Raw genomic sequence first — 17,508 nt, forward strand, 5'->3', positions numbered from 1 at the left:
CGTCAGTCGCGCGCCAACTCGCGGGCGGCGGTATCGAACACCGCCGCCATTTCGCGCCAGGTCTCGGCCTCCGGGCTTTCGCCCTTGGCCCCGACCCGCGCACTGGGCAGCATCGGGAATGTCACCAACGACACCTCCCAAAGCTCCAGTTCCTTGAGGAGCCGCAGCCCCGTATCGCTCTTCTGCGTCCTGAGCGTGCGATAACCGATCGAGAGGCCGTCAATTGCCCCGGCGGCGATCAGCGCCGCCGCCTCGCGCGCCCGCTCCACCGCGTCCAGAAGCCGCCCCTTGACGTAAAGGCCCCGGCCATCCTCGCGCACCTCGTCCCAGATGCCGATCGGCTGGGCCGGGTCGTGCTGCCAGAGCATCTTGACCCGCCGCCCCTCGCCCGCCAGCCGCTTGAGGCTTGCCGCATAGGCGCCCGCTTCCACCACGTCGCCACCCTGGTCACGCGCCCCGAAAAGGCTGGCATAACCCTCGATCACCGCGCCGCCGCTCTCGCCCTCGCTCACGCTCAGCGCCGCGTCAAAGCGGCAAAATTTCCGTTCCAGCCCGCTCACATCCACGAAATCCATCGCTCTCTCCATCCTCGTTCCGCTCACGGCGCCGCCGCGAGGATCGACTGGAACGCCTGCCCCAGGATCACGGCGACCACGCCGTAAACCGCCAGCCACAAACGCTTTTCCAGCCGCTCGATCATCTCTTCGAGCTTTTCCAGCCGCCGCACCAACCCGTCATGCTGAAGCCGCGCCACCCGCTCATGCGCCTCGAGCCGCAGCGCCGGGGCGCAATCGAACGCCTCGAACCCGTATCTGCGGTCGTCCTCAATCATCCATCTCCCCCTCGGCGCTGACCGGCAGGCCCAAGAGGCGGCGCTTTTCCGCCACGCTCAGGAAATCCGCCTCGGCCACACGCCGCCATTGCGCATCGCGTTCCGCCGACAGCGCGCTCACCTGGTCGAGATCGGGCCTGAGGCTCAGCGCCTCACCGCTGAAATCGCCCAGCCACGCGATCAGCGCCGCCGCCACCCGCTGCGCCATCGGCAGCACCGTGAGGCGGTAAAACGCCCGGTTCGCCTCCTGGTAATTGGCGTAAGTGGCATCCCCCGGAATCCCCAACAGCATCGGCGGCACGCCAAAGGCCAGCGCGATCTCGCGCGCCGCCGCCTCCTTGGTCTTCTGGAATTCCATGTCCGACGGGCTGAACCCCATCGGCTTCCAGTCGAGCCCCCCTTCGAGCAGCATCGGCCGCCCGGCATTGCGCGCGCCCTGGTGATGGCTCTCCATTTCCGACACCAGCCGGTCATACTGATCGGTGCTCAGGCTGCCCTGCCCCTCGGCCCCGCGATAGACGATCGCCCCCGAAGGCCGCGCCGCGTTGTCCAAGAGCGCCTTGGACCAGCGCGAGGCGCTGTTATGCACATCCACCGCCTGCGCCGCCGCCTGCATCGGTGACAGGCCATAATGGTCGTCCTGCGGGTGGAAACTCTTGATATGACAGATCGGCGACACCTCCTCGCCCACGGCGAACCGGTGCTTGCGCCCGCCAACGCTGTATTCATAGCCCACCGGCCAGCCATCCGCGCCGGGCACGAGGCTCATCCGGTCCGAGCGCAGCACGTAAAGCTCGACCGGCACCGCGCCCTCGGCCCCCACCGCCTCGACATAGGCATTCCCGGTGAGCAGCAGCTGCGCATAAAGCGCCTCGAGAAACTCGCCCGCACCCTGCGTCGGGTTGGGCCGCCGCATCACGCCCAGCACCGGGTGCGCGTCGAACCGCGTCTCGCGATCCTCCAGCACCAGCGGCAGCGCGGCGGCGGCCTCGGCGATGAGCTTGACACAGCGAAACCCCACCGGGTTGCCCGCAAACCCGGTGCGGGTGAGCGTGACCATGTCGCGCGGGCTCCACGCCACCCGGCCCGCCCCGTGCCAGGCCATCACCGGGCCGGCCGCGCTCGCCTTGGCCTCGGGGGCTTGCGTCTCACGCGCCTTGAAGAAGTCAAATACCGCCATCCGGCTCTCCTCGATTTCTCTTTTTTCCCAATGCCCTGGCATCGGTTCTTCATGTGATCCGGGGCTTGACCCGGCTTGTCGTGGATCATGTCGCGAAAGGTTTAAGAAGGGCTAACGGCACCGTGCGCTCCCGACGCGAGGCCGATTTTTCGCCGAAAAATCGTCACCCCTCATCGCGAATCACAACGCCCGCACCTGTGGCCTGCGCCATTTCGCCCCCGGCTCGATCAAAAGCTCGGCCAGCGCCCAGACCAGCGCATCCACCCGGTCCGGGCTGCCCTTGCCGTCATAGCCGCGCAGCGTCATCCGGCACATCTGGTCTTCCAACTCGCCCAGACCGCGCAGATGCCGCACCCGCCCCTGTTCATAAAGCGCCGCCACCGGCTCGGCCCGCGCCACCTTGCCCCGCGCCGCATGCACCTTCTTCAAAGGCACCATCGGGTCGACCTGCCGGATCACCGATTCCACCAGGTCGCCCCCCTGGTTCACCTCGGCCACCAGCTTCTCGGCCCCGAACCGCTCCATCGCGCGAATGGCGGCGCGCGCCCATGTGGCGGGGCTCGCCGCTCTGACGCTCGCATCGGCCAGCACATAGGCCCGCCAATCCTGCACCGGCCCGCGCGTCACGACACCCACCACCACGATCCCGCATTCGTCCGATCCGGCATGGCCCGTCACCGGCGGGTCGACCGCCACCACCACGCGGTCCATCTCGGGTGGCGCCTCGATCCGCAACGCCTCCAACGCCGCCACGGTCCAGAGCGCGCCTTCGGCATCTTCCAGCAGAAGCCCCTCCAACTCCTGCCGCCCCAGCCGCGTCCCGGCATAGCGCGCCTTCACTTCGTCAAGGAACCCGGCGGCAAGGTTGGCGGCATTCGCCTCGGTCGGCGCATGCGTCACCACCGTCGACGGGTTGCCAAGGATCGCCTTCAGAACCCCCACGTTGCGCGGCGTCGTGGTCACGCAAACCCGTGGATGTTCACCCAGCCGCAACCCGAATTGCAGCATGTCCCACGTGTCCTGCGCCCGCTTCCACTTGGCCAGCTCATCCACCCATGCGCCATCGAATTGCGGCCCGCGCAACGCTTCGGGATCATGCGCCGAGAACACCTGCGCCACCGCCCCGTTGGGCCAGATCAGCCGCTTGCGCCCGGCCTGCCATTCGGGGCGCCGGTCGGGCGGCGACGCGGCGAGAATCCCGCTCTCGCCGAACACCATCACCTCGCGCACCTGGTCGATCGTCTCGCCCACCAGCGCGATCCGCCGGCACGGCCCGTGATCGCGCGGCCCCGCCCCTTCGACCGAGGCCCGCACCCATTCGGCCCCGGCGCGGGTCTTGCCCGCACCGCGCCCGCCCATGATCACCCATGTCCGCCAATCGCCCCCGGGCGGAAGCTGATGCTCCAGCGCCCAGAACTCGAAAAGGTAAGGCAGCGCCAAAAGCTCCTCCTCACTCAACTCGTTCAGGAAAGCGGCCTGGACATCTGGCCCTTCTGAGGCGATCCAGGCGGCACCCGATGCGAGTCCTTGCGGCATCGAGGTCAATGGCACGGGGTCCGTCGCGCCGGTCTTCCGTGATTGATCGTTTTTCAAGACGTGTCTCCATCTCCATGGCGATCCGCAGCCATTGGCGGATCTCCTGTGTCATCCGGGCCGAATCCGTCAGCCCGCTCAATTGCCCGGCGCGGATCTGCCTGTGCAGCCGCTCCAGGTCGCCCTTCATTGCCCGCAATTGGGTCTCCACCACCTCGAGCGCCCGTCGCAGGCGCTCCCGGTCGCGTCGGTTCTGGTCTGATGCCATCTATTCGTATCTGCCTCATCTGGAGTTCCTGTTGCCTCCGTCCTTGCCGGACATGAAAAAACGGCCACCGGGGTCACCCCCGGGGCCGCTTGCCGATCTCGTCCAGCATGCCGTAAAAGCTAGGCCAGACCGCGCGCCCTGTCAAATTTCGACACCCGCTAAGCGCCCGTTTTATTTACGTTTTCTTAACATTCCATCTGACCCCAACCCMCCMCCCCYTKACCTCCCCCSCCGCCCACATGACAAAGCAGGCAACGCCCCGAGGACGAAAGGCCCCCCATGAAACCCGAGTTTGACGCCGAACTGGAAACCCGCCTCCTGCGCTATACCGCCATCGACAGCCAGAGCGACGCCGCCTCGCCCACGTCACCCAGCACCCAAATGCAATTCGACATGCTCAACCTGCTGGTCGAGGAACTCAAGGAGATCGGCGCCTCCGATGTCACGCTCACCGATTACGGCACCGTGCTAGCCACCATCCCCGCAACGGTCACACATGACACCCCGGTGATGGGACTCCTCGCCCATGTCGACACCGCCCCCGCCTTCAACGCGACCGGGGTCAGGCCGCGCGTCCACCGCGCCTATGACGGCACCCCGATCACCTTCCCCGACGCGCCGGGGCTGCGCCTCTCGCCCGAGGATTATCCCTATCTCGCCACCAAGGCGGGCCACGACATCATCACCGCCAGCGGCAGCACCCTTCTGGGCGCCGATGACAAGGCGGGCGTCGCCATCATCATGACCGCCGCGCGCCACCTCTTGGAAAACCCCGACATCCCGCATGGCAAGATTCGCCTCGCCTTCACCCCGGACGAGGAAATCGGCCGCGGCGTCCATGCCGACCTGCCCGCCGATCTCGGCGCCGATTTCGCCTTCACCTTCGATGGCGGCGCGATTGGCGAGATCGAGCATGAAACCTTCTCCGCCGACGGCGCGACCGTCCAGATCGAGGGCGTCTCGATCCACCCCGGCACCGCCAAGGGCAAGCTGGTGAACGCGCTGCACCTCGCGTCAAAGATCGTGCAGACCCTGCCACAGGCCACGATGACGCCCGAAACCACCGATGGCCGCGATGGCTTCATCATGATCACCGACATGACCGGCACGGCGGCCCATGCGACGCTGCATTTCATCCTGCGCGATTTCGAACGCGACGGGCTGGCCGCCAAGGGCACATTGCTGCAAGAGATCTGCGCCGCCGTGCAGGCAACCGAACCGCGCGCCCGCATCACCTGCGAGATCACGGCCCAATACCGCAACATGCGCTACTGGCTCGAAGACGACATGACGCCGGTCGACCTCGCCCACGCCGCCACGCGCGAGGCGGGCCTGACCCCCGTGTCCCACCCGATCCGCGGCGGCACCGACGGCTCGCGGCTGACCGAAATGGGCGTGCCCTGCCCCAACATCTTCACCGGCATGCAGAACCTGCACGGCCCGCTGGAATGGATCAGCGTTCAGGACATGACCGCCGCCACCCGTACCTGCCTGATCCTCGCAAGGCGCGCGACCGAGACCTGAAGCTCACGATTTTTCGGCGAAAAATCGGACCCCGACCGCACGCTTGGTTAACCCGCGTTCCTGCGAAAAGGTAAACGCGCGCGCCGGCAGCCGGGGAACAGCCGGGAGTCATACGCATATCACCCCCCGGTTTTTCGCCGGAAAATCGCCGTTAACCCCACCGCGCGCTGCTCACAGCCCCAGCTTGTCGCGCATGAAAGCCAGCGCCACCGAAAGCCCGTCCGGCGCGATCCCATGGCCCGTGCCCTTCATGATATGGGCATAGACCTCCTTGAACCCCGCCTCCTGCAACGCCTCCGCCGCCTGCGGCAGCGAGGCGGGCGGCACCACGTCATCCGCATCGCCATGCACAAGCAGCACAGGCGGCTTCGACACCGCCTCGTCGACCAGCAGTTCCGGGTTCAGAATACGGCCGGAAAATGCAACGATTCCAGATATTTCGTCCTCGCGTCGCGGGGCGACATGCAGGCTCATCATGCTGCCCTGGCTGAACCCGAACAGCACCATCTGCTCGGGCAGCATGTCCTCGTCCACCAGCACCCCGTCGAGAAAGGCATTGAGATCGTCAACCGCCGCCCGCATCCCCCGCTCGGCCTCTTCTTCCGATGAGCCGTCGATCCACGGGATCGGAAACCACTGATAGCCAACGGGCGAGGCAGCGCATTTCTCGGGCGCATCGGGCGCGATGAAAAGCGTGTCGGGCAGGTGCTCGCCCAGCGGATCGGCCAACCCCAAAAGGTCTTCCCCATTCGCCCCGTAGCCATGCAGGAACACCACCACGGAACGTGGATTTTCCCCTGATTTCGGGCCCTTGCGGGTTGCATTCAATGCCCGTGTCATCTGATCCCTTCCCTGTCTTTCGCCACCCGGTAATAGGCCCATAACACCCGCGCCGCAACCGCGCGCCACGGGCGCCAGCGCGCCTCTGCCATCTCGCGCAGCGCGCGCTCCTTGGGCCGCTCTTCCAGCTCGTAAAGTACCCGCGCCGCCTCTTGCAGCGCCAGATCGCCCGGTGCGAACACATCCGCGCGCCCAAGGCTGAACATCGCATAGATTTCCGCCGTCCAGACCCCCACGCCGGGCACCGCGGTCAGCATCTTGACCACCTCGGCATCGGGCAGGCGGCGCAACCCGTCATAGTCGATCCCCGCCTCCGCCAAGGCCCTGGAATAGCGCATCTTTTGTCGGCTCAATCCCACCTCGCGCAACGCCTCGTCGCTCGCGTCCGCCAGCGCCCCGGGCGTCACCAGCCCCGCCGCCTGCATCCGCCCCCAGATCGCGTTGGCCGAGGCCACGCTCACCTGTTGGCTCACGATCGCGCTCAGAAGCTGGGCAAACCCGTCCTCGCGCAGCCTGAGCGGCACCTCGTCCACCGCCGCCACGGCGCGCGCCATGCCCGCGTCCCGCGCCGCCAGCCACGCCGCCCCTTCGGCCACACAGTCCGGCCCCTCGATGATCCGACCCACGCTCATGCGTGCCTGCGCCTCCCCGTTCCAGTCCGCGCGCGTGACATTAACCCTTTCGTCATGCCATGCCGCCACACTGGCCGCAATCAAAGCGGGTCTCGCGATTTACGCCTCAGCCGGGAAAACGAAACACCGGTCGCGCCGGATCGTCAGCCACAGCGCCTTGCCCGGGCTCGGCAGAAACACGTTGGGCACCGTCACCTTGAGGATCGAGCCGTCGAAATCCATGCGGAACTCGACAAGGCTCTCGCTCCCCATGAAGCGCGCCCGCTGGACCACACCACGCGCCGGCACACCATCCTGCGGCGTCGGGTCCGGCCCGCGACCGCCGCGGTCAAAGTCGATCTTGAGATGTTGCGGGCGGATCACGATCTCGACCTCCTGCCCGTCCGGCACGCCGGGGGCAAGGAACTGACCAAAGGGCGTATCCGTCAACGCACCTTGAACTTTGCCTTTTATAACATTGATATCACTGAAAAAGCCAACTGCCGCCCGGTCGATCGGCGCATTGTAGATATTGTATGGCGCGCCCTGCTGCACGATCCGGCCATCACGCATCAGCGCGATTTCGTCGGCCATGCGCATCGCCTCTTCGGGCTCATGCGTGACCAGGAGAACGGCGGCGCCCTCTTTCTTGAGCACATCTAGCGTCAGGTCGCGGATTTCGTCGCGCAGCCTGTTGTCGAGCCCCGAAAACGGCTCGTCCATCAACATGATCCCCGGCCGCGGCGCCAGCGCCCGCGACAATGCCACCCGCTGCTGCTCGCCCCCCGACAATTCATGCGGATAGGACTCGATGAAACGGTTCAACCCGACCTCACCCAGAAGCTGCTCGACCCGCGCGCGCTTTTCCGCCTTGCTGCCCTTGAGCCCGAACGCCACGTTCTCGGCGACGCTCAGATGCGGAAACAGCGCGAAATCCTGGAACATCAGCCCGATATTGCGCCGCTCGGGCGGCACCCGGAAGGTCGTGTCACAGATCAGCCGGCCATCGACATGGATCTCGCCCGCATCCTGCATCTCGACGCCCGCGATCATCCGCAATGTCGTGGATTTGCCGCATCCCGAGGGCCCCAGAAGACAGGTCACCTGCCCCGGCATCACCCGAAGCGAGACATCGTCCACCACGGCCCGGCCATCAAAAACGCGCCTGAGATTGCGCACCTCCAACCGCGGCACCGGCGTGCCCGCCGCGTCTCGGGCCGTATCAGGGGCCATGTCTGGGGCTTCGTTTGGAGCTGTCAATTCGGCTTGCCCTGCCCTAATCCGATCAAAATCATCGGGTTTCATCGGCTTGCCTTACCAGCCTGCCGCCACTGCCGCAAGCCGGATGCCCCCCAGATGCCACCGGGCGCCACCGCGTCAGGCTCCACCGCCGTCCGCGTCATCCTTGCGCCCCGGGTCGGGCTGCCCCACGCCACGGAAAATCCCCTTGAGCGGCCAGATCCAGACGACCCCCAACCCGATATATATCGCGAGTTCAACCAGGACCGGCGGCTTGTCGAGCGGATCGGGAAACAACCACCCCATCAGCGATACCGCCAGCACGATGTAAAGCGGCATCCCGACAAGCAGCACGAGGATCGCCAACCGCTTGCGCGCCTTGTAGGAGAGACGATCAAACATCGCCCTGCCCCGCCCCGCATCGCGGATTCTTCGGAAACCCGATCATCCGCTCAATCCGCAAACGGGTCGGTCACGAGAATCGTATCCTCGCGCTCGGGGCTGGTCGACAAAAGCGCCACCGGGCATTCGATCAACTCTTCCACGCGCTTGACGTATTTGATCGCATTGGCCGGCAGGTCGGCCCAACTGCGCGCGCCCTCGGTCGATTCGGACCAGCCCGGCAATTCCTCGTAGATCGGCACACAGCGCGCCTGCTGGTCGGTGGCCGTGGGCAAGTAATCGAGCCGCGCCCCGTCCAGCTCGTACCCGACACAGATCTTCAACACCTCGAACCCGTCCAGAACATCCAGCTTGGTGAGTGATATGCCGTTCACCCCCGAGGTGGCGCAGGTCTGGCGCACGAGGCACGCATCGAACCAGCCACAGCGCCGCTTGCGCCCCGTCGTCGTGCCGAATTCATGGCCCCGCTCGCCGAGGCGTTGACCATCGGCATCGTCGAGCTCGGTCGGGAACGGGCCTTCGCCCACGCGGGTCGTGTAGGCCTTGACGATACCCAGAACGAAATCAATCGCACCCGGCCCGACGCCCACCCCGGTCGCCGCCTGCCCCGCGATCACGTTCGACGAGGTGACAAAGGGATAGGTGCCAAAGTCGATATCGAGAAGCGCGCCCTGCGCCCCCTCGAACAGGATTCGCTTGCCGGATTTGCGCTTTTCGTTCAGCACCTTCCAGACCGGCCCGGCATATTGCAGGATTTCCGGCGCGATCGCCTTGAGATCGGCAATCAGCGCATCGCGGTCAATCGGTCCCAGCCCCAGCCCGTTGCGCAGCGCATTGTGGTGAACAAGCGCCCGGTCCACCCGCAGTTCCAGCGTCGCATCGTCGCCCAGATCGGCCACCCGGATCACCCGCCGGCCCACCTTGTCCTCATAAGCCGGCCCGATCCCGCGGCCCGTCGTGCCGATCTTGGCCACCGAATTCTGTCCCTCGCGCGCTCGGTCCAGTTCGCCGTGGAACGGCAGGATCAGCGGCGTGTTCTCGGCAATCATCAGCGTCTCGGGCGTGATCTCAACGCCTTGGGCGCGGATCGTGGCGATTTCCTTGACCAGGTGCCACGGGTCGAGCACCACGCCATTGCCGATCACCGAAAGCTTGCCGCCGCGCACCACACCAGACGGCAGCGCATGCAGCTTGAACACCTCGCCATCAATGACCAGCGTGTGGCCCGCATTGTGCCCGCCCTGAAAGCGCGCGATCACATCCGCCCGCTCGCTCAGCCAATCCACGATCTTGCCTTTTCCCTCGTCGCCCCACTGGGCGCCGACCACCACGACATTGGCCATAACGGTTCCTTCGTTTTCAGAGTTCGCAAATCCAAACCCGATCCCGTATATCGCCCCGCGTCGCGCGGTGAAACCGCTATTTCGCCACAGCCGACAGGACAGCACGGAAAGTCGATGTCCGCTTCATAGCCCTGATCCCTTGCACCCAATTGCCCTTTGACATACACAGCCGCGAAACAGGCAGATCAAGGCGCCTTACTCCATGGAAAACGTCGTTCTCATAATCCATCTTCTTCTCGCGCTCGGGCTGATCGGTGTCGTGCTCATGCAACGCTCCGAAGGTGGTGGCCTGGGCATGGGCTCGGGCGGCGGCGCGATTTCGCAGCGCGCGGCGGCCACCGCGCTGGGCAAGGTCACATGGGTGCTTGCCATCGCCTTTATCTGCACCTCGCTTCTTCTTACCGTGGTCGCGGCGCAGAAATCATCGGGCACCTCGGTTATGGATCGCCTGCGCGACGCCCCCGCGGTCGAAGAGCCTGTCGACGATGGCCCCGTCCTGCCTTCCGGCGATCTGCTGCCGCCTTCGGGCGACGACAGCGCGCCGCTGGTGCCGCGGGCCGATTGATCCGCGAACCATCAGGGGACGGGCCGAACCTTCTGAAACATCTTTGCAAGAGTTTTTGCAAAGCCCTTGGTCGGCCCGGCCGACAGGCGACGCAAACACTTGGGGAATGAAACCACTCGACAACATGATCTTGCGGCTCTGTTGTCAATTCCATGCGAATCTGCTAACGCTTAAATCCCGTGACATGGTGGCTTTCTCGGCCCGCCCGGACAGGATTTGATCGGTCAGGCAGCCACGGTCGCAGCTACAGTCACGGGGGATAACTCGGCCACATGGCGCGTTACGTATTCATCACCGGCGGGGTCGTCTCATCACTTGGCAAGGGACTCGCCTCCGCCGCGCTTGGCGCGCTGTTGCAGGCACGCGGTTTCTCGGTCCGCCTGCGCAAGCTCGATCCCTACCTCAACGTCGATCCCGGCACGATGTCGCCGTTCGAGCATGGCGAGGTCTTCGTCACCGATGACGGCGCCGAAACCGATCTCGATCTCGGCCATTACGAACGCTTCACCGGTGTGCCCGCGCGCAAGACCGACAGCGTATCCTCGGGGCGCATCTATACCAACGTGCTCGAAAAGGAACGCCGCGGCGATTACCTCGGCAAGACCATCCAGGTGATCCCCCACGTCACCAACGAGATCAAGGATTTCCTTGAAATCGGCGACTCGGAGGTCGATTTCATGCTCTGCGAGATCGGCGGCACCGTCGGCGACATCGAGGGCCTGCCCTTCTTCGAGGCGATCCGCCAGTTCTCTCAGGAGCGCCCACGCGGGCAATGCATCTTCATGCACCTGACGCTCTTGCCCTATCTTGCGGCCAGCGGAGAATTGAAGACCAAGCCGACCCAGCACTCGGTCAAGGAACTGCGCTCCATCGGCCTTCAGCCCGATGTGCTGGTCTGCCGCTCGGAACAACCGATCCCCGAAAAGGAACGCGCCAAGATCGCGCTTTTCTGCAACGTCCGCCCCGAGGCGGTGATCCCCGCCTACGATCTCTCCTCGATCTACGAGGCGCCGCTGGCCTATCATCGCGTGGGCCTTGATCAGGCCGTGCTCGACGCCTTCCAGATCGCCCCCGCCCCGCGCCCCGAGCTTTCGACATGGGAAGACGTCTATGACCGCATCCACAATGTCGATGGCGAGGTGAACATCGCCATTGTCGGCAAATACACCCAGCTCGAAGACGCCTATAAATCCATCAAGGAGGCCCTGCTTCATGGTGGCATGGCCAACCGAGTCAAGGTCAACGTGAACTGGGTCGATGCCGAGGTCTTCGACAAGGAAGACGCGGCCCCCTATCTCGAAGGCTACCACGCCATTCTCGTGCCCGGCGGTTTCGGCGAACGCGGCACCGAGGGCAAGATCAAGGCCGCCCAATTCGCCCGCGAGCGCAAGGTGCCCTATCTCGGCATCTGCCTTGGCATGCAGATGGCGGTGATCGAGGCTGCCCGCAACCTCGCCGGCATCAAGGACGCGGGCTCGGAAGAGTTCGACCACGAGACCGGCGGCAAACGCTTCACCCCGGTCGTCTATCACCTCAAGGAATGGGTGCAGGGCAATTACACCGTCAAGCGCTCGGCCAATGATGACAAGGGTGGTACGATGCGGCTCGGCGCCTATGACGCCACGCTCTCCGAGGGCTCCAAGGTCGCGCAGGTCTATGGCACCACCACGATCGAAGAGCGCCACCGCCACCGCTACGAGGTCGATATCAAGTACCGCGACAAGCTCGAGACATGCGGGCTTGCCTTTTCCGGCATGTCACCCGACGGGCGCCTGCCCGAGATCGTCGAATGGTCCGATCACCCGTGGTTCATCGGTGTGCAGTTCCACCCCGAGCTGAAGTCGAAACCCTTCGCCCCGCATCCGCTTTTCGCCGATTTCGTGCGCGCGGCGGTGGAAAGCTCGCGACTGGTCTGACGGGTCCGCCCCTGCGGCCCGCTCAGAAATTCATCAGCGGTTTGACAAGGGCCCCAAGGTCGGGAAACCCGGACGCTTCAGGTTCGCTCCGCCCGGCCTGTCCGGAGACGCTCTGCGACACCGGATTAAGCAGCGGCGCGATCAGCTCGTCCTCGAACACCCATCGCCCGCGCCTATTGTCGATCACATCCTCCTGCTGGTAATGCATCCAGGCGCGCAATGTCTTCTGCTGGATACAGGGGATATGCGTCACATTGGGCAGGTAGAACCCGGCATTCACACGCTGCGCCATCGTATCGAGCAAGCGACAAATCCCGTGATACTGCGCCGGGACATCGCTGCGCGGCAGGTAGTTGAATCGCATCGGGTCCGCGTTGAAGAACCCCGTGATCGCCGCGCAAAGCGTTATGCCGCGCTGCGCACTGGCCCAGCCCAGAACCGTTTCGGGATAAAGCGACCAGTCATATTCGCACAGGATCTGGTTCAACTCGTCGGGCCGGGCCCGGCGCACGGCGTCCAACTGTTCCCGCTCGCTTGAATTGTTCCAGTCCATCGCGGCAAAGGCTGCCATGTCGCGCTTCCCTAGCTATCGTCCCTCGCATGTTCAAAATTGCTCTCGCAAATGGCCGAAACTGGGATGCAAATGTGACGGCATTGCGGCTTTTGTCGTCCGTCATCATGTGCTTCGGCGCGCTCTGTGTCGCGGGTGTGGCGCCGGGCGCGGCACAGGGCCTGATCCGGCGCGACCGGCAGCGCGATATCGCCATCGACGACATCCTCTATGCCCACCCGATCCCGCTTGGCTGAGCGCATTCACGAAAAATCGAGCGGCGTCTCACCGAATCCGATCTACACTGCGGCATGCGCCGGACCCTGTTCGCCCTCGCCCTTATCGCCACCGCTCCGCTGTCTGCCAAGGGCGGCCCGCCCCCCTGTGCCGCGCCGATCTGCGTCCAGCCTCGCGACGAGCTCGGCCTGAGCCGCCTTCTGACTTTCGAGGACGTCCCCAATTCCCTTGGTGTCGGCGCACGGATCGACGATCTCCTGACTCGTCCGGGCGCACGGCTGGGCGAGCGTTTCGCCGGGCAGATCCTGACCCAGGACGGCGAATTCGACCGCGTTTCGGGTCGGCCCGACGCCCCGCTCACCGTTCTGCCCGGGGCGCCGGGGCGCAATCTCGGCGCGATCCGCCTGCCCGGCACGGTGGTTCTGCACGGGCTCGGGCCGCGCGGTTTCCCCCGCGCCGAGGCGATCGGCGAAGGTGCCATCGCCATTGCCTTTGATCACGATCAGGGCGCGCTCGCGCTCGACCTGCGCGGCGGCGAAGGTGGCCACGCCACCGTGATCTTCTATCGCCGTGACGGCAGCATCATCGACCGCCTGCACCTCTCGCCCTTGGGCGAGGACAGCTTCGGCTTCCTGCGCAACGCCACCGATGCCGATATCGCAGGGCTGCTCATCCTCAATTCGGACCCGCAGGGCATCGCCATCGACAATCTCGCCTTTGACGACCCGAAACCGAGCGGCTGACCCCTTGACCGCACCCGCCCCGCGGCGCAGCATCCGGGCCAGAAACCGGCCCCCGCCGCCCTGATCAAGGAGACACAAACATGCCCAAAGGATACTGGATCGGCCGCGTCGACGTGGACGACCCCGACGGCTACATGAAATATGTCGCGGCCAACGCCAGGCCCTTTGCCGAATACGGCGCGCGGTTCCTCGTGCGCGGCGGGCGGTTCGAAAATCCCGAGGGCAGCGCCCGCGCCCGCAACGTGGTGATCGAATTCCCCTCCTACCAGGCCGCGCTCGACTGCTATCACTCCGAAAGCTACCAGGCCGCCAAGGCGCTGCGCGATCCGGTTTCGACCGGTGACATCGTCATCATCGAAGGCTATGACGGGTAACGACATGCCTATCGTTCAACGCATCCTCTCGGCCTTTTCCGCCCCGAAACCGCGCCCCCTGCCCGAACCCGATGCACGGCTCGCGCTCGGGGCGCTCATGGTGCGGGTGGCGAAATCCGACGCGGCCTACCGGGTCGAGGAAATCGCCCGCATCGACCGTATCCTTGCCGCCGCCAACGGGCTCAACCCGGTCGAGGCCGCGCGCATGCGCGCCGATTGCGAGAAACTCGAACGCGCCGCCCCCGGCACCGATGCCTTCGCCGCATTGATCCGCGACACCGTGGCCCATGACGGGCGACTCGACACGCTGCGCGCGCTCTGGCAGGTCACGCTGGCCGACGGCGTGGAACGCCCCGAGGAACTCGACGTGATCGAAACCACCCGCATCGCCCTTGGCCTCACCCCCGAAGACAACGACGCCGCACACACCGCGGCGCAGATGACCCCGAAATAGGATCACATGTTCGCCGATTTCCTGCGCCGCATGACCGCGCCCGCCCCCGAACCGCTCAACGAAGCCGATGCCCGGCTTGCGCTCGCCGCGCTCATGGTGCGCATCGCGCGCAGCGATCACGATTATGCCGAGGTCGAAATCGACCGCATCGACCGCATCCTCATGACCCGCTATGGCCTGTCGCCTTTCGAAGCCGCCGCGCTGCGCCAAGAGGCCGAGATCCTCGAATCCGAGGCCCCCGACACGGTACGCTTTACCCGCGCCATCAAGGAGGCCGTCCCGCACGAGGACCGTCTCGGCGTTCTCACCGCGCTCTGGCAGGTGGTGCTGGCCGATGGCAATCGCGACATGCACGAGGACACGCTCCTGCGCGTCGTGGCCAATCTCCTCGGCATCAACGACCGCGACAGCGCGCGTGCCCGGCAACAGGCGGGCGGATGATCGCCGCCCTGCCGATGTATGACCGGCCCGAGACCGCCGATGCCAATGACCGGCTCTGGCAGGCGATCCGCGCCCGGCTGGGCCGTGGCCCGGACCACCTCACCCGCGAACGCGACCTCTGGGAAATCTGGCAAGCCCCCGACCTCCTGCTGGCGCAGACCTGCGGCTATCCCTACCGCGCGCGGCTGCACGATCATGTCACGCTGGTCGGAACCCCCGATTACGGCCTGCCCGACTGCCCCCCGGGCCATTACTGCTCCGCCCTCGTGGCCCGCGCCGACGATCCCCGCCAGACGCTGGGCGATTTCGACGGCGCATCCTTCGCCTATAACGAGGCGCTGTCGCAATCCGGCTGGGCCGCGCCCGCTGCCCATATGGCCGCCCACGGCCTGTCCTTCGGCCACTTGCTCGAAACCGGCGCCCACCGTGCCTCGGCCCGGGCCGTGGCCGAGGGGCACGCCGATCTCGCGGCCCTCGACGCGGTGACATGGGCGCTCATCCAGCGCCATGACTCCTTTGCCCACGAATTGCGCGCGATCGACCGCACGACCCCCACCCCCGGCCTGCCGCTCATCACCGCCCGGGGCACCGACCCTGCACCGCTCTTTGCCGCCACCGCGGCCGCCATCGCCGATCTGTCCCCCGGCGACCGCGATACGCTCCTCCTGCGCGGGCTCGTCGCGATCCCCGCCGCGGCCTATCTCGCGCTGCCCATCCCTGCCGCTCCGGCGGCGTGACACGCTCCGAATTGCAGCCTTCGCCTGTCAAATCGCCGCTTTCCGCGTGGGAATGCACGGATTGAACGTTGCATCCTTGCGAATTTTCCGCCCTAGTGAAGCCCAACAAACAACAGGGGACATACAAACAAACCGTGCCACAGACCGCCACGACCGAACCCGTCATCGAGGTCCGCAACCTACACAAGGCTTACGGCGCGCTCGAAGTGATCAAGGGCGTCGACATCACCGCCCGGCGTGGCGACGTGATCTCTCTCATCGGCTCGTCTGGATCGGGCAAATCCACGATCCTGCGCTGCGTGAACCTTCTCGAAGACAGCCAGCAGGGCGATATCCTGTTCCAGGGCGAGCCGGTCAAATGGAAGGGCGAGGGCCTGCGCCGCCATCCCGCCGACCCCAGGCAGGTGCTGCGCATCCGCACCAACCTCTCGATGGTCTTCCAGCAATTCAACCTCTGGTCCCACCTCACCATCCTGCAAAACGTGATGGAGGCCCCGGTGACCGTGCTGGGCCACAACCGCGCCGAATCCGAACGGGCCGCGCGCGCCTATCTCGACAAGGTCGGCATCGGCGACAAATGCGACGCATGGCCCGCTCAACTCTCGGGTGGCCAGCAACAGCGCGCCGCGATCGCCCGCGCGCTGGCCATGGAGCCCGCGGCCCTTCTCTTCGACGAACCCACCTCCGCGCTCGACCCCGAGCTTGAGCAAGAGGTCGTCAAGGTCATCAAGGATCTTGCAACCGAGGGCCGCACCATGATGATCGTCACCCATGACATGAAGCTGGCCCATGACGTCTCGGACCACGTGATCTTCCTGCACGAGGGCCGCATCGAAGAGGAAGGTCCGCCCGAAACCCTGTTCGGCGACGCGAAATCCGAGCGGCTGCGCGGCTTTCTCTCCTCCACGGTGCACGCATGACCCGCCGTCGCGCCTTCCTCGCCGGGCTCGCCGCCCTGCCGCTTGCCAGCGCCCTGCGCGCCGGCGACGGCGACACACGCGAGGTGATCCGCATCGCCACCGAAGGCGCCTTTCCGCCCTATAACTCGCTCGATGCGCAGGGCCGCCCCCAGGGGTTCGAAATCGACCTCGCCACCGAAATCTGCGCCCACCTCGGCATACAGGCCGAATGGGTGCTCAACGACTGGCCCAGCATGATCCCCGACCTTCTGGCCGGCCATTACGACGCGATCATGGCCGGCATGGCGATCACCCCGCTGCGCGCCAGGCGCATTGCCTTCAGCCGCGAGTATTTCCCCCGGCCCGGTACGGCCTCGGGCATGTTCGTCGGCACCCACAGTTTCCAGTCGACCGAGGGCGCGCTGATCGCGGTGCAAGAGAACACGATCCATCACGATCATCTCGTCGCGCTCGGCATGAAAGCCCAGAACCACCCCACCGCGACCGCAGCCCTCAAGGCGATGATCGACGGGCAGGCCGACATGGTCTTCGGCAGCCCTGATTTCCTTGAAAACCGCGCCCTTCGCAGTCGCCGCATGATGGTGATCCTCGGGCGCGAGGAGATCGCGGCAGGCGGCCCCGCCATCGCCTTTCGCCCCGGGGACACGGCGCTGCGCGATCGTTTCAACGCGGCCTTGACGACACTCGAATCCGACGGAATCCTCGACCGGCTCAACGATAAATGGTTCAAACCGTCACGGGACATATGAGAAGATCCCGAAAACCCGGAACCCGGACTCAAAAGCAAACCAAAGGGAGT

General features: G+C 65.6%; 22 protein-coding genes. 11 read left to right on the top strand and 11 right to left on the bottom strand.

Features of this window, described 5'->3' with window-relative positions:
* Positions 1-2: 2 nt before the first annotated feature.
* From FLO80_RS03360 to FLO80_RS22825, 5 genes are all read right to left on the bottom strand, one after another.
* Positions 3-575 (bottom strand): HK97 family phage prohead protease, encoded by a 573-nt coding sequence (locus tag FLO80_RS03360; RefSeq protein WP_188078202.1) that lies wholly within the window; start codon positions 573-575, stop codon positions 3-5.
* A gap of 23 nt (positions 576-598) precedes the next feature.
* Positions 599-832, bottom strand: a complete 234-nt coding sequence (locus FLO80_RS03365; RefSeq protein ID WP_111363909.1) for a GTA head formation protein, RCAP_rcc01685 family — start codon at positions 830-832, stop codon at positions 599-601.
* Positions 825-2,012, bottom strand: coding sequence for a phage portal protein (locus tag FLO80_RS03370; RefSeq protein WP_111363907.1), 1,188 nt, complete (start codon positions 2,010-2,012; stop codon positions 825-827). The genes FLO80_RS03365 and FLO80_RS03370 overlap by 8 nt, the downstream gene beginning before the upstream one ends.
* Before the next feature lie 180 nt (positions 2,013-2,192).
* Positions 2,193-3,548: a DNA-packaging protein gene (locus tag FLO80_RS03375; protein WP_111364123.1), complete on the bottom strand. Its 1,356-nt coding sequence runs from the start codon at positions 3,546-3,548 to the stop codon at positions 2,193-2,195.
* Positions 3,463-3,813 (bottom strand): hypothetical protein, encoded by a 351-nt coding sequence (locus tag FLO80_RS22825; protein WP_188078217.1) that lies wholly within the window; start codon positions 3,811-3,813, stop codon positions 3,463-3,465. The genes FLO80_RS03375 and FLO80_RS22825 overlap by 86 nt, the downstream gene beginning before the upstream one ends.
* A gap of 279 nt (positions 3,814-4,092) precedes the next feature.
* On the opposite strand from FLO80_RS22825, the gene pepT reads away from it, so the two are divergent.
* Positions 4,093-5,337 carry a peptidase T gene (gene pepT, locus FLO80_RS03380; protein WP_111363904.1) on the top strand — a complete coding sequence of 415 codons (1,245 nt, stop codon included), beginning with the start codon at positions 4,093-4,095 and terminating at the stop codon, positions 5,335-5,337.
* 171 nt (positions 5,338-5,508) lie between these two features.
* On the opposite strand, the gene FLO80_RS03385 is transcribed toward pepT, so the two are convergent.
* The 5 genes from FLO80_RS03385 to FLO80_RS03405 all read right to left on the bottom strand — a co-directional run bounded on the left by FLO80_RS03385 (position 5,509) and on the right by FLO80_RS03405 (position 9,772).
* Positions 5,509-6,177, bottom strand: coding sequence for an alpha/beta hydrolase (locus FLO80_RS03385; protein WP_111363902.1), 669 nt, complete (start codon positions 6,175-6,177; stop codon positions 5,509-5,511).
* Positions 6,174-6,809 (bottom strand): DNA-3-methyladenine glycosylase family protein, encoded by a 636-nt coding sequence (locus tag FLO80_RS03390; protein ID WP_111364121.1) that lies wholly within the window; start codon positions 6,807-6,809, stop codon positions 6,174-6,176. The genes FLO80_RS03385 and FLO80_RS03390 overlap by 4 nt, the downstream gene beginning before the upstream one ends.
* 99 nt (positions 6,810-6,908) lie before the next feature.
* On the bottom strand, positions 6,909-8,021 hold the full coding sequence (locus FLO80_RS03395; protein WP_111363900.1) for an ABC transporter ATP-binding protein: 1,113 nt from the start codon (positions 8,019-8,021) through the stop codon (positions 6,909-6,911).
* Positions 8,022-8,165: 144 nt separating this feature from the next.
* Positions 8,166-8,429: a DUF2842 domain-containing protein gene (locus FLO80_RS03400; protein ID WP_111363897.1), complete on the bottom strand. Its 264-nt coding sequence runs from the start codon at positions 8,427-8,429 to the stop codon at positions 8,166-8,168.
* Positions 8,430-8,479: 50 nt separating this feature from the next.
* Entirely contained in the window at positions 8,480-9,772 is a 1,293-nt protein-coding gene (locus FLO80_RS03405; protein WP_111363895.1) for an adenylosuccinate synthase, read from the bottom strand.
* A gap of 202 nt (positions 9,773-9,974) precedes the next feature.
* Between FLO80_RS03405 and secG the strand changes: the two genes are divergently transcribed.
* Together secG and pyrG are read left to right on the top strand one after the other, a co-directional pair.
* The gene (gene secG / locus FLO80_RS03410; protein ID WP_111363893.1) at positions 9,975-10,337 is read left to right on the top strand and encodes a preprotein translocase subunit SecG; all 363 of its coding nucleotides are present in this window, start codon (positions 9,975-9,977) and stop codon (positions 10,335-10,337) included.
* 272 nt (positions 10,338-10,609) lie between these two features.
* Positions 10,610-12,253, top strand: coding sequence for a CTP synthase (gene pyrG, locus FLO80_RS03415; protein WP_111363891.1), 1,644 nt, complete (start codon positions 10,610-10,612; stop codon positions 12,251-12,253).
* Positions 12,254-12,275: 22 nt separating this feature from the next.
* Here pyrG and FLO80_RS03420 read toward each other — a convergent pair whose 3' ends face one another.
* Positions 12,276-12,824, bottom strand: coding sequence for a hypothetical protein (locus FLO80_RS03420; RefSeq protein WP_111363889.1), 549 nt, complete (start codon positions 12,822-12,824; stop codon positions 12,276-12,278).
* A 29-nt stretch (positions 12,825-12,853) separates the two neighbouring features.
* Between FLO80_RS03420 and FLO80_RS03425 the strand changes: the two genes are divergently transcribed.
* The 8 genes from FLO80_RS03425 (at position 12,854) to FLO80_RS03460 (ending at position 17,458) form a co-directional block, all read left to right on the top strand.
* A complete protein-coding gene (locus FLO80_RS03425) occupies positions 12,854-13,060 on the top strand; it encodes a hypothetical protein (protein WP_146611016.1) in 207 nt (68 codons plus the stop codon).
* Positions 13,061-13,114: 54 nt separating this feature from the next.
* Positions 13,115-13,783 carry a hypothetical protein gene (locus FLO80_RS03430; RefSeq protein WP_111363886.1) on the top strand — a complete coding sequence of 223 codons (669 nt, stop codon included), beginning with the start codon at positions 13,115-13,117 and terminating at the stop codon, positions 13,781-13,783.
* Positions 13,784-13,863: 80 nt separating this feature from the next.
* A complete protein-coding gene (locus FLO80_RS03435) occupies positions 13,864-14,157 on the top strand; it encodes a DUF1330 domain-containing protein (RefSeq protein ID WP_111363884.1) in 294 nt (97 codons plus the stop codon).
* A 4-nt stretch (positions 14,158-14,161) separates the two neighbouring features.
* Positions 14,162-14,611 (top strand): tellurite resistance TerB family protein, encoded by a 450-nt coding sequence (locus tag FLO80_RS03440; RefSeq protein WP_188078203.1) that lies wholly within the window; start codon positions 14,162-14,164, stop codon positions 14,609-14,611.
* 6 nt (positions 14,612-14,617) lie between these two features.
* Positions 14,618-15,052 (top strand): tellurite resistance TerB family protein, encoded by a 435-nt coding sequence (locus tag FLO80_RS03445; protein WP_111363881.1) that lies wholly within the window; start codon positions 14,618-14,620, stop codon positions 15,050-15,052.
* On the top strand, positions 15,049-15,789 hold the full coding sequence (locus tag FLO80_RS03450; RefSeq protein WP_111363879.1) for a phosphate/phosphite/phosphonate ABC transporter substrate-binding protein: 741 nt from the start codon (positions 15,049-15,051) through the stop codon (positions 15,787-15,789). Before FLO80_RS03445 ends, FLO80_RS03450 begins: the two co-directional genes overlap by 4 nt.
* 134 nt (positions 15,790-15,923) lie before the next feature.
* Complete coding sequence (locus FLO80_RS03455) at positions 15,924-16,709, top strand: ABC transporter ATP-binding protein (protein WP_111364117.1); 786 nt, start codon at positions 15,924-15,926, stop codon at positions 16,707-16,709.
* Positions 16,706-17,458 carry a transporter substrate-binding domain-containing protein gene (locus tag FLO80_RS03460; protein WP_111363877.1) on the top strand — a complete coding sequence of 251 codons (753 nt, stop codon included), beginning with the start codon at positions 16,706-16,708 and terminating at the stop codon, positions 17,456-17,458. The genes FLO80_RS03455 and FLO80_RS03460 overlap by 4 nt, the downstream gene beginning before the upstream one ends.
* The last annotated feature ends 50 nt before the right edge of the window (positions 17,459-17,508 follow it).

This window comes from Aquicoccus porphyridii (assembly GCF_008369105.1).
In the GTDB taxonomy this organism is placed as follows: Bacteria; Pseudomonadota; Alphaproteobacteria; order Rhodobacterales; family Rhodobacteraceae; genus Aquicoccus; species Aquicoccus porphyridii.

Bases quoted from the DNA above. Each gene is read 5' to 3' on its own strand.
- FLO80_RS03360 (WP_188078202.1), bottom strand. From the start codon at position 575: ATGGATTTCGTGGATGTGAGCGGGCTGGAACGGAAATTTTGCCGCTTT.
- FLO80_RS03365 (WP_111363909.1), bottom strand. From the start codon at position 832: ATGATTGAGGACGACCGCAGATACGGGTTCGAGGCGTTCGATTGCGCC.
- FLO80_RS03370 (WP_111363907.1), bottom strand. From the start codon at position 2,012: ATGGCGGTATTTGACTTCTTCAAGGCGCGTGAGACGCAAGCCCCCGAG.
- FLO80_RS03375 (WP_111364123.1), bottom strand. From the start codon at position 3,548: ATGCCGCAAGGACTCGCATCGGGTGCCGCCTGGATCGCCTCAGAAGGG.
- FLO80_RS22825 (WP_188078217.1), bottom strand. From the start codon at position 3,813: ATGGCATCAGACCAGAACCGACGCGACCGGGAGCGCCTGCGACGGGCG.
- pepT (WP_111363904.1), top strand. From the start codon at position 4,093: ATGAAACCCGAGTTTGACGCCGAACTGGAAACCCGCCTCCTGCGCTAT.
- FLO80_RS03385 (WP_111363902.1), bottom strand. From the start codon at position 6,177: ATGACACGGGCATTGAATGCAACCCGCAAGGGCCCGAAATCAGGGGAA.
- FLO80_RS03390 (WP_111364121.1), bottom strand. From the start codon at position 6,809: ATGAGCGTGGGTCGGATCATCGAGGGGCCGGACTGTGTGGCCGAAGGG.
- FLO80_RS03395 (WP_111363900.1), bottom strand. From the start codon at position 8,021: ATGGCCCCTGATACGGCCCGAGACGCGGCGGGCACGCCGGTGCCGCGG.
- FLO80_RS03400 (WP_111363897.1), bottom strand. From the start codon at position 8,429: ATGTTTGATCGTCTCTCCTACAAGGCGCGCAAGCGGTTGGCGATCCTC.
- FLO80_RS03405 (WP_111363895.1), bottom strand. From the start codon at position 9,772: ATGGCCAATGTCGTGGTGGTCGGCGCCCAGTGGGGCGACGAGGGAAAA.
- secG (WP_111363893.1), top strand. From the start codon at position 9,975: ATGGAAAACGTCGTTCTCATAATCCATCTTCTTCTCGCGCTCGGGCTG.
- pyrG (WP_111363891.1), top strand. From the start codon at position 10,610: ATGGCGCGTTACGTATTCATCACCGGCGGGGTCGTCTCATCACTTGGC.
- FLO80_RS03420 (WP_111363889.1), bottom strand. From the start codon at position 12,824: ATGGCAGCCTTTGCCGCGATGGACTGGAACAATTCAAGCGAGCGGGAA.
- FLO80_RS03425 (WP_146611016.1), top strand. From the start codon at position 12,854: ATGTTCAAAATTGCTCTCGCAAATGGCCGAAACTGGGATGCAAATGTG.
- FLO80_RS03430 (WP_111363886.1), top strand. From the start codon at position 13,115: ATGCGCCGGACCCTGTTCGCCCTCGCCCTTATCGCCACCGCTCCGCTG.
- FLO80_RS03435 (WP_111363884.1), top strand. From the start codon at position 13,864: ATGCCCAAAGGATACTGGATCGGCCGCGTCGACGTGGACGACCCCGAC.
- FLO80_RS03440 (WP_188078203.1), top strand. From the start codon at position 14,162: ATGCCTATCGTTCAACGCATCCTCTCGGCCTTTTCCGCCCCGAAACCG.
- FLO80_RS03445 (WP_111363881.1), top strand. From the start codon at position 14,618: ATGTTCGCCGATTTCCTGCGCCGCATGACCGCGCCCGCCCCCGAACCG.
- FLO80_RS03450 (WP_111363879.1), top strand. From the start codon at position 15,049: ATGATCGCCGCCCTGCCGATGTATGACCGGCCCGAGACCGCCGATGCC.
- FLO80_RS03460 (WP_111363877.1), top strand. From the start codon at position 16,706: ATGACCCGCCGTCGCGCCTTCCTCGCCGGGCTCGCCGCCCTGCCGCTT.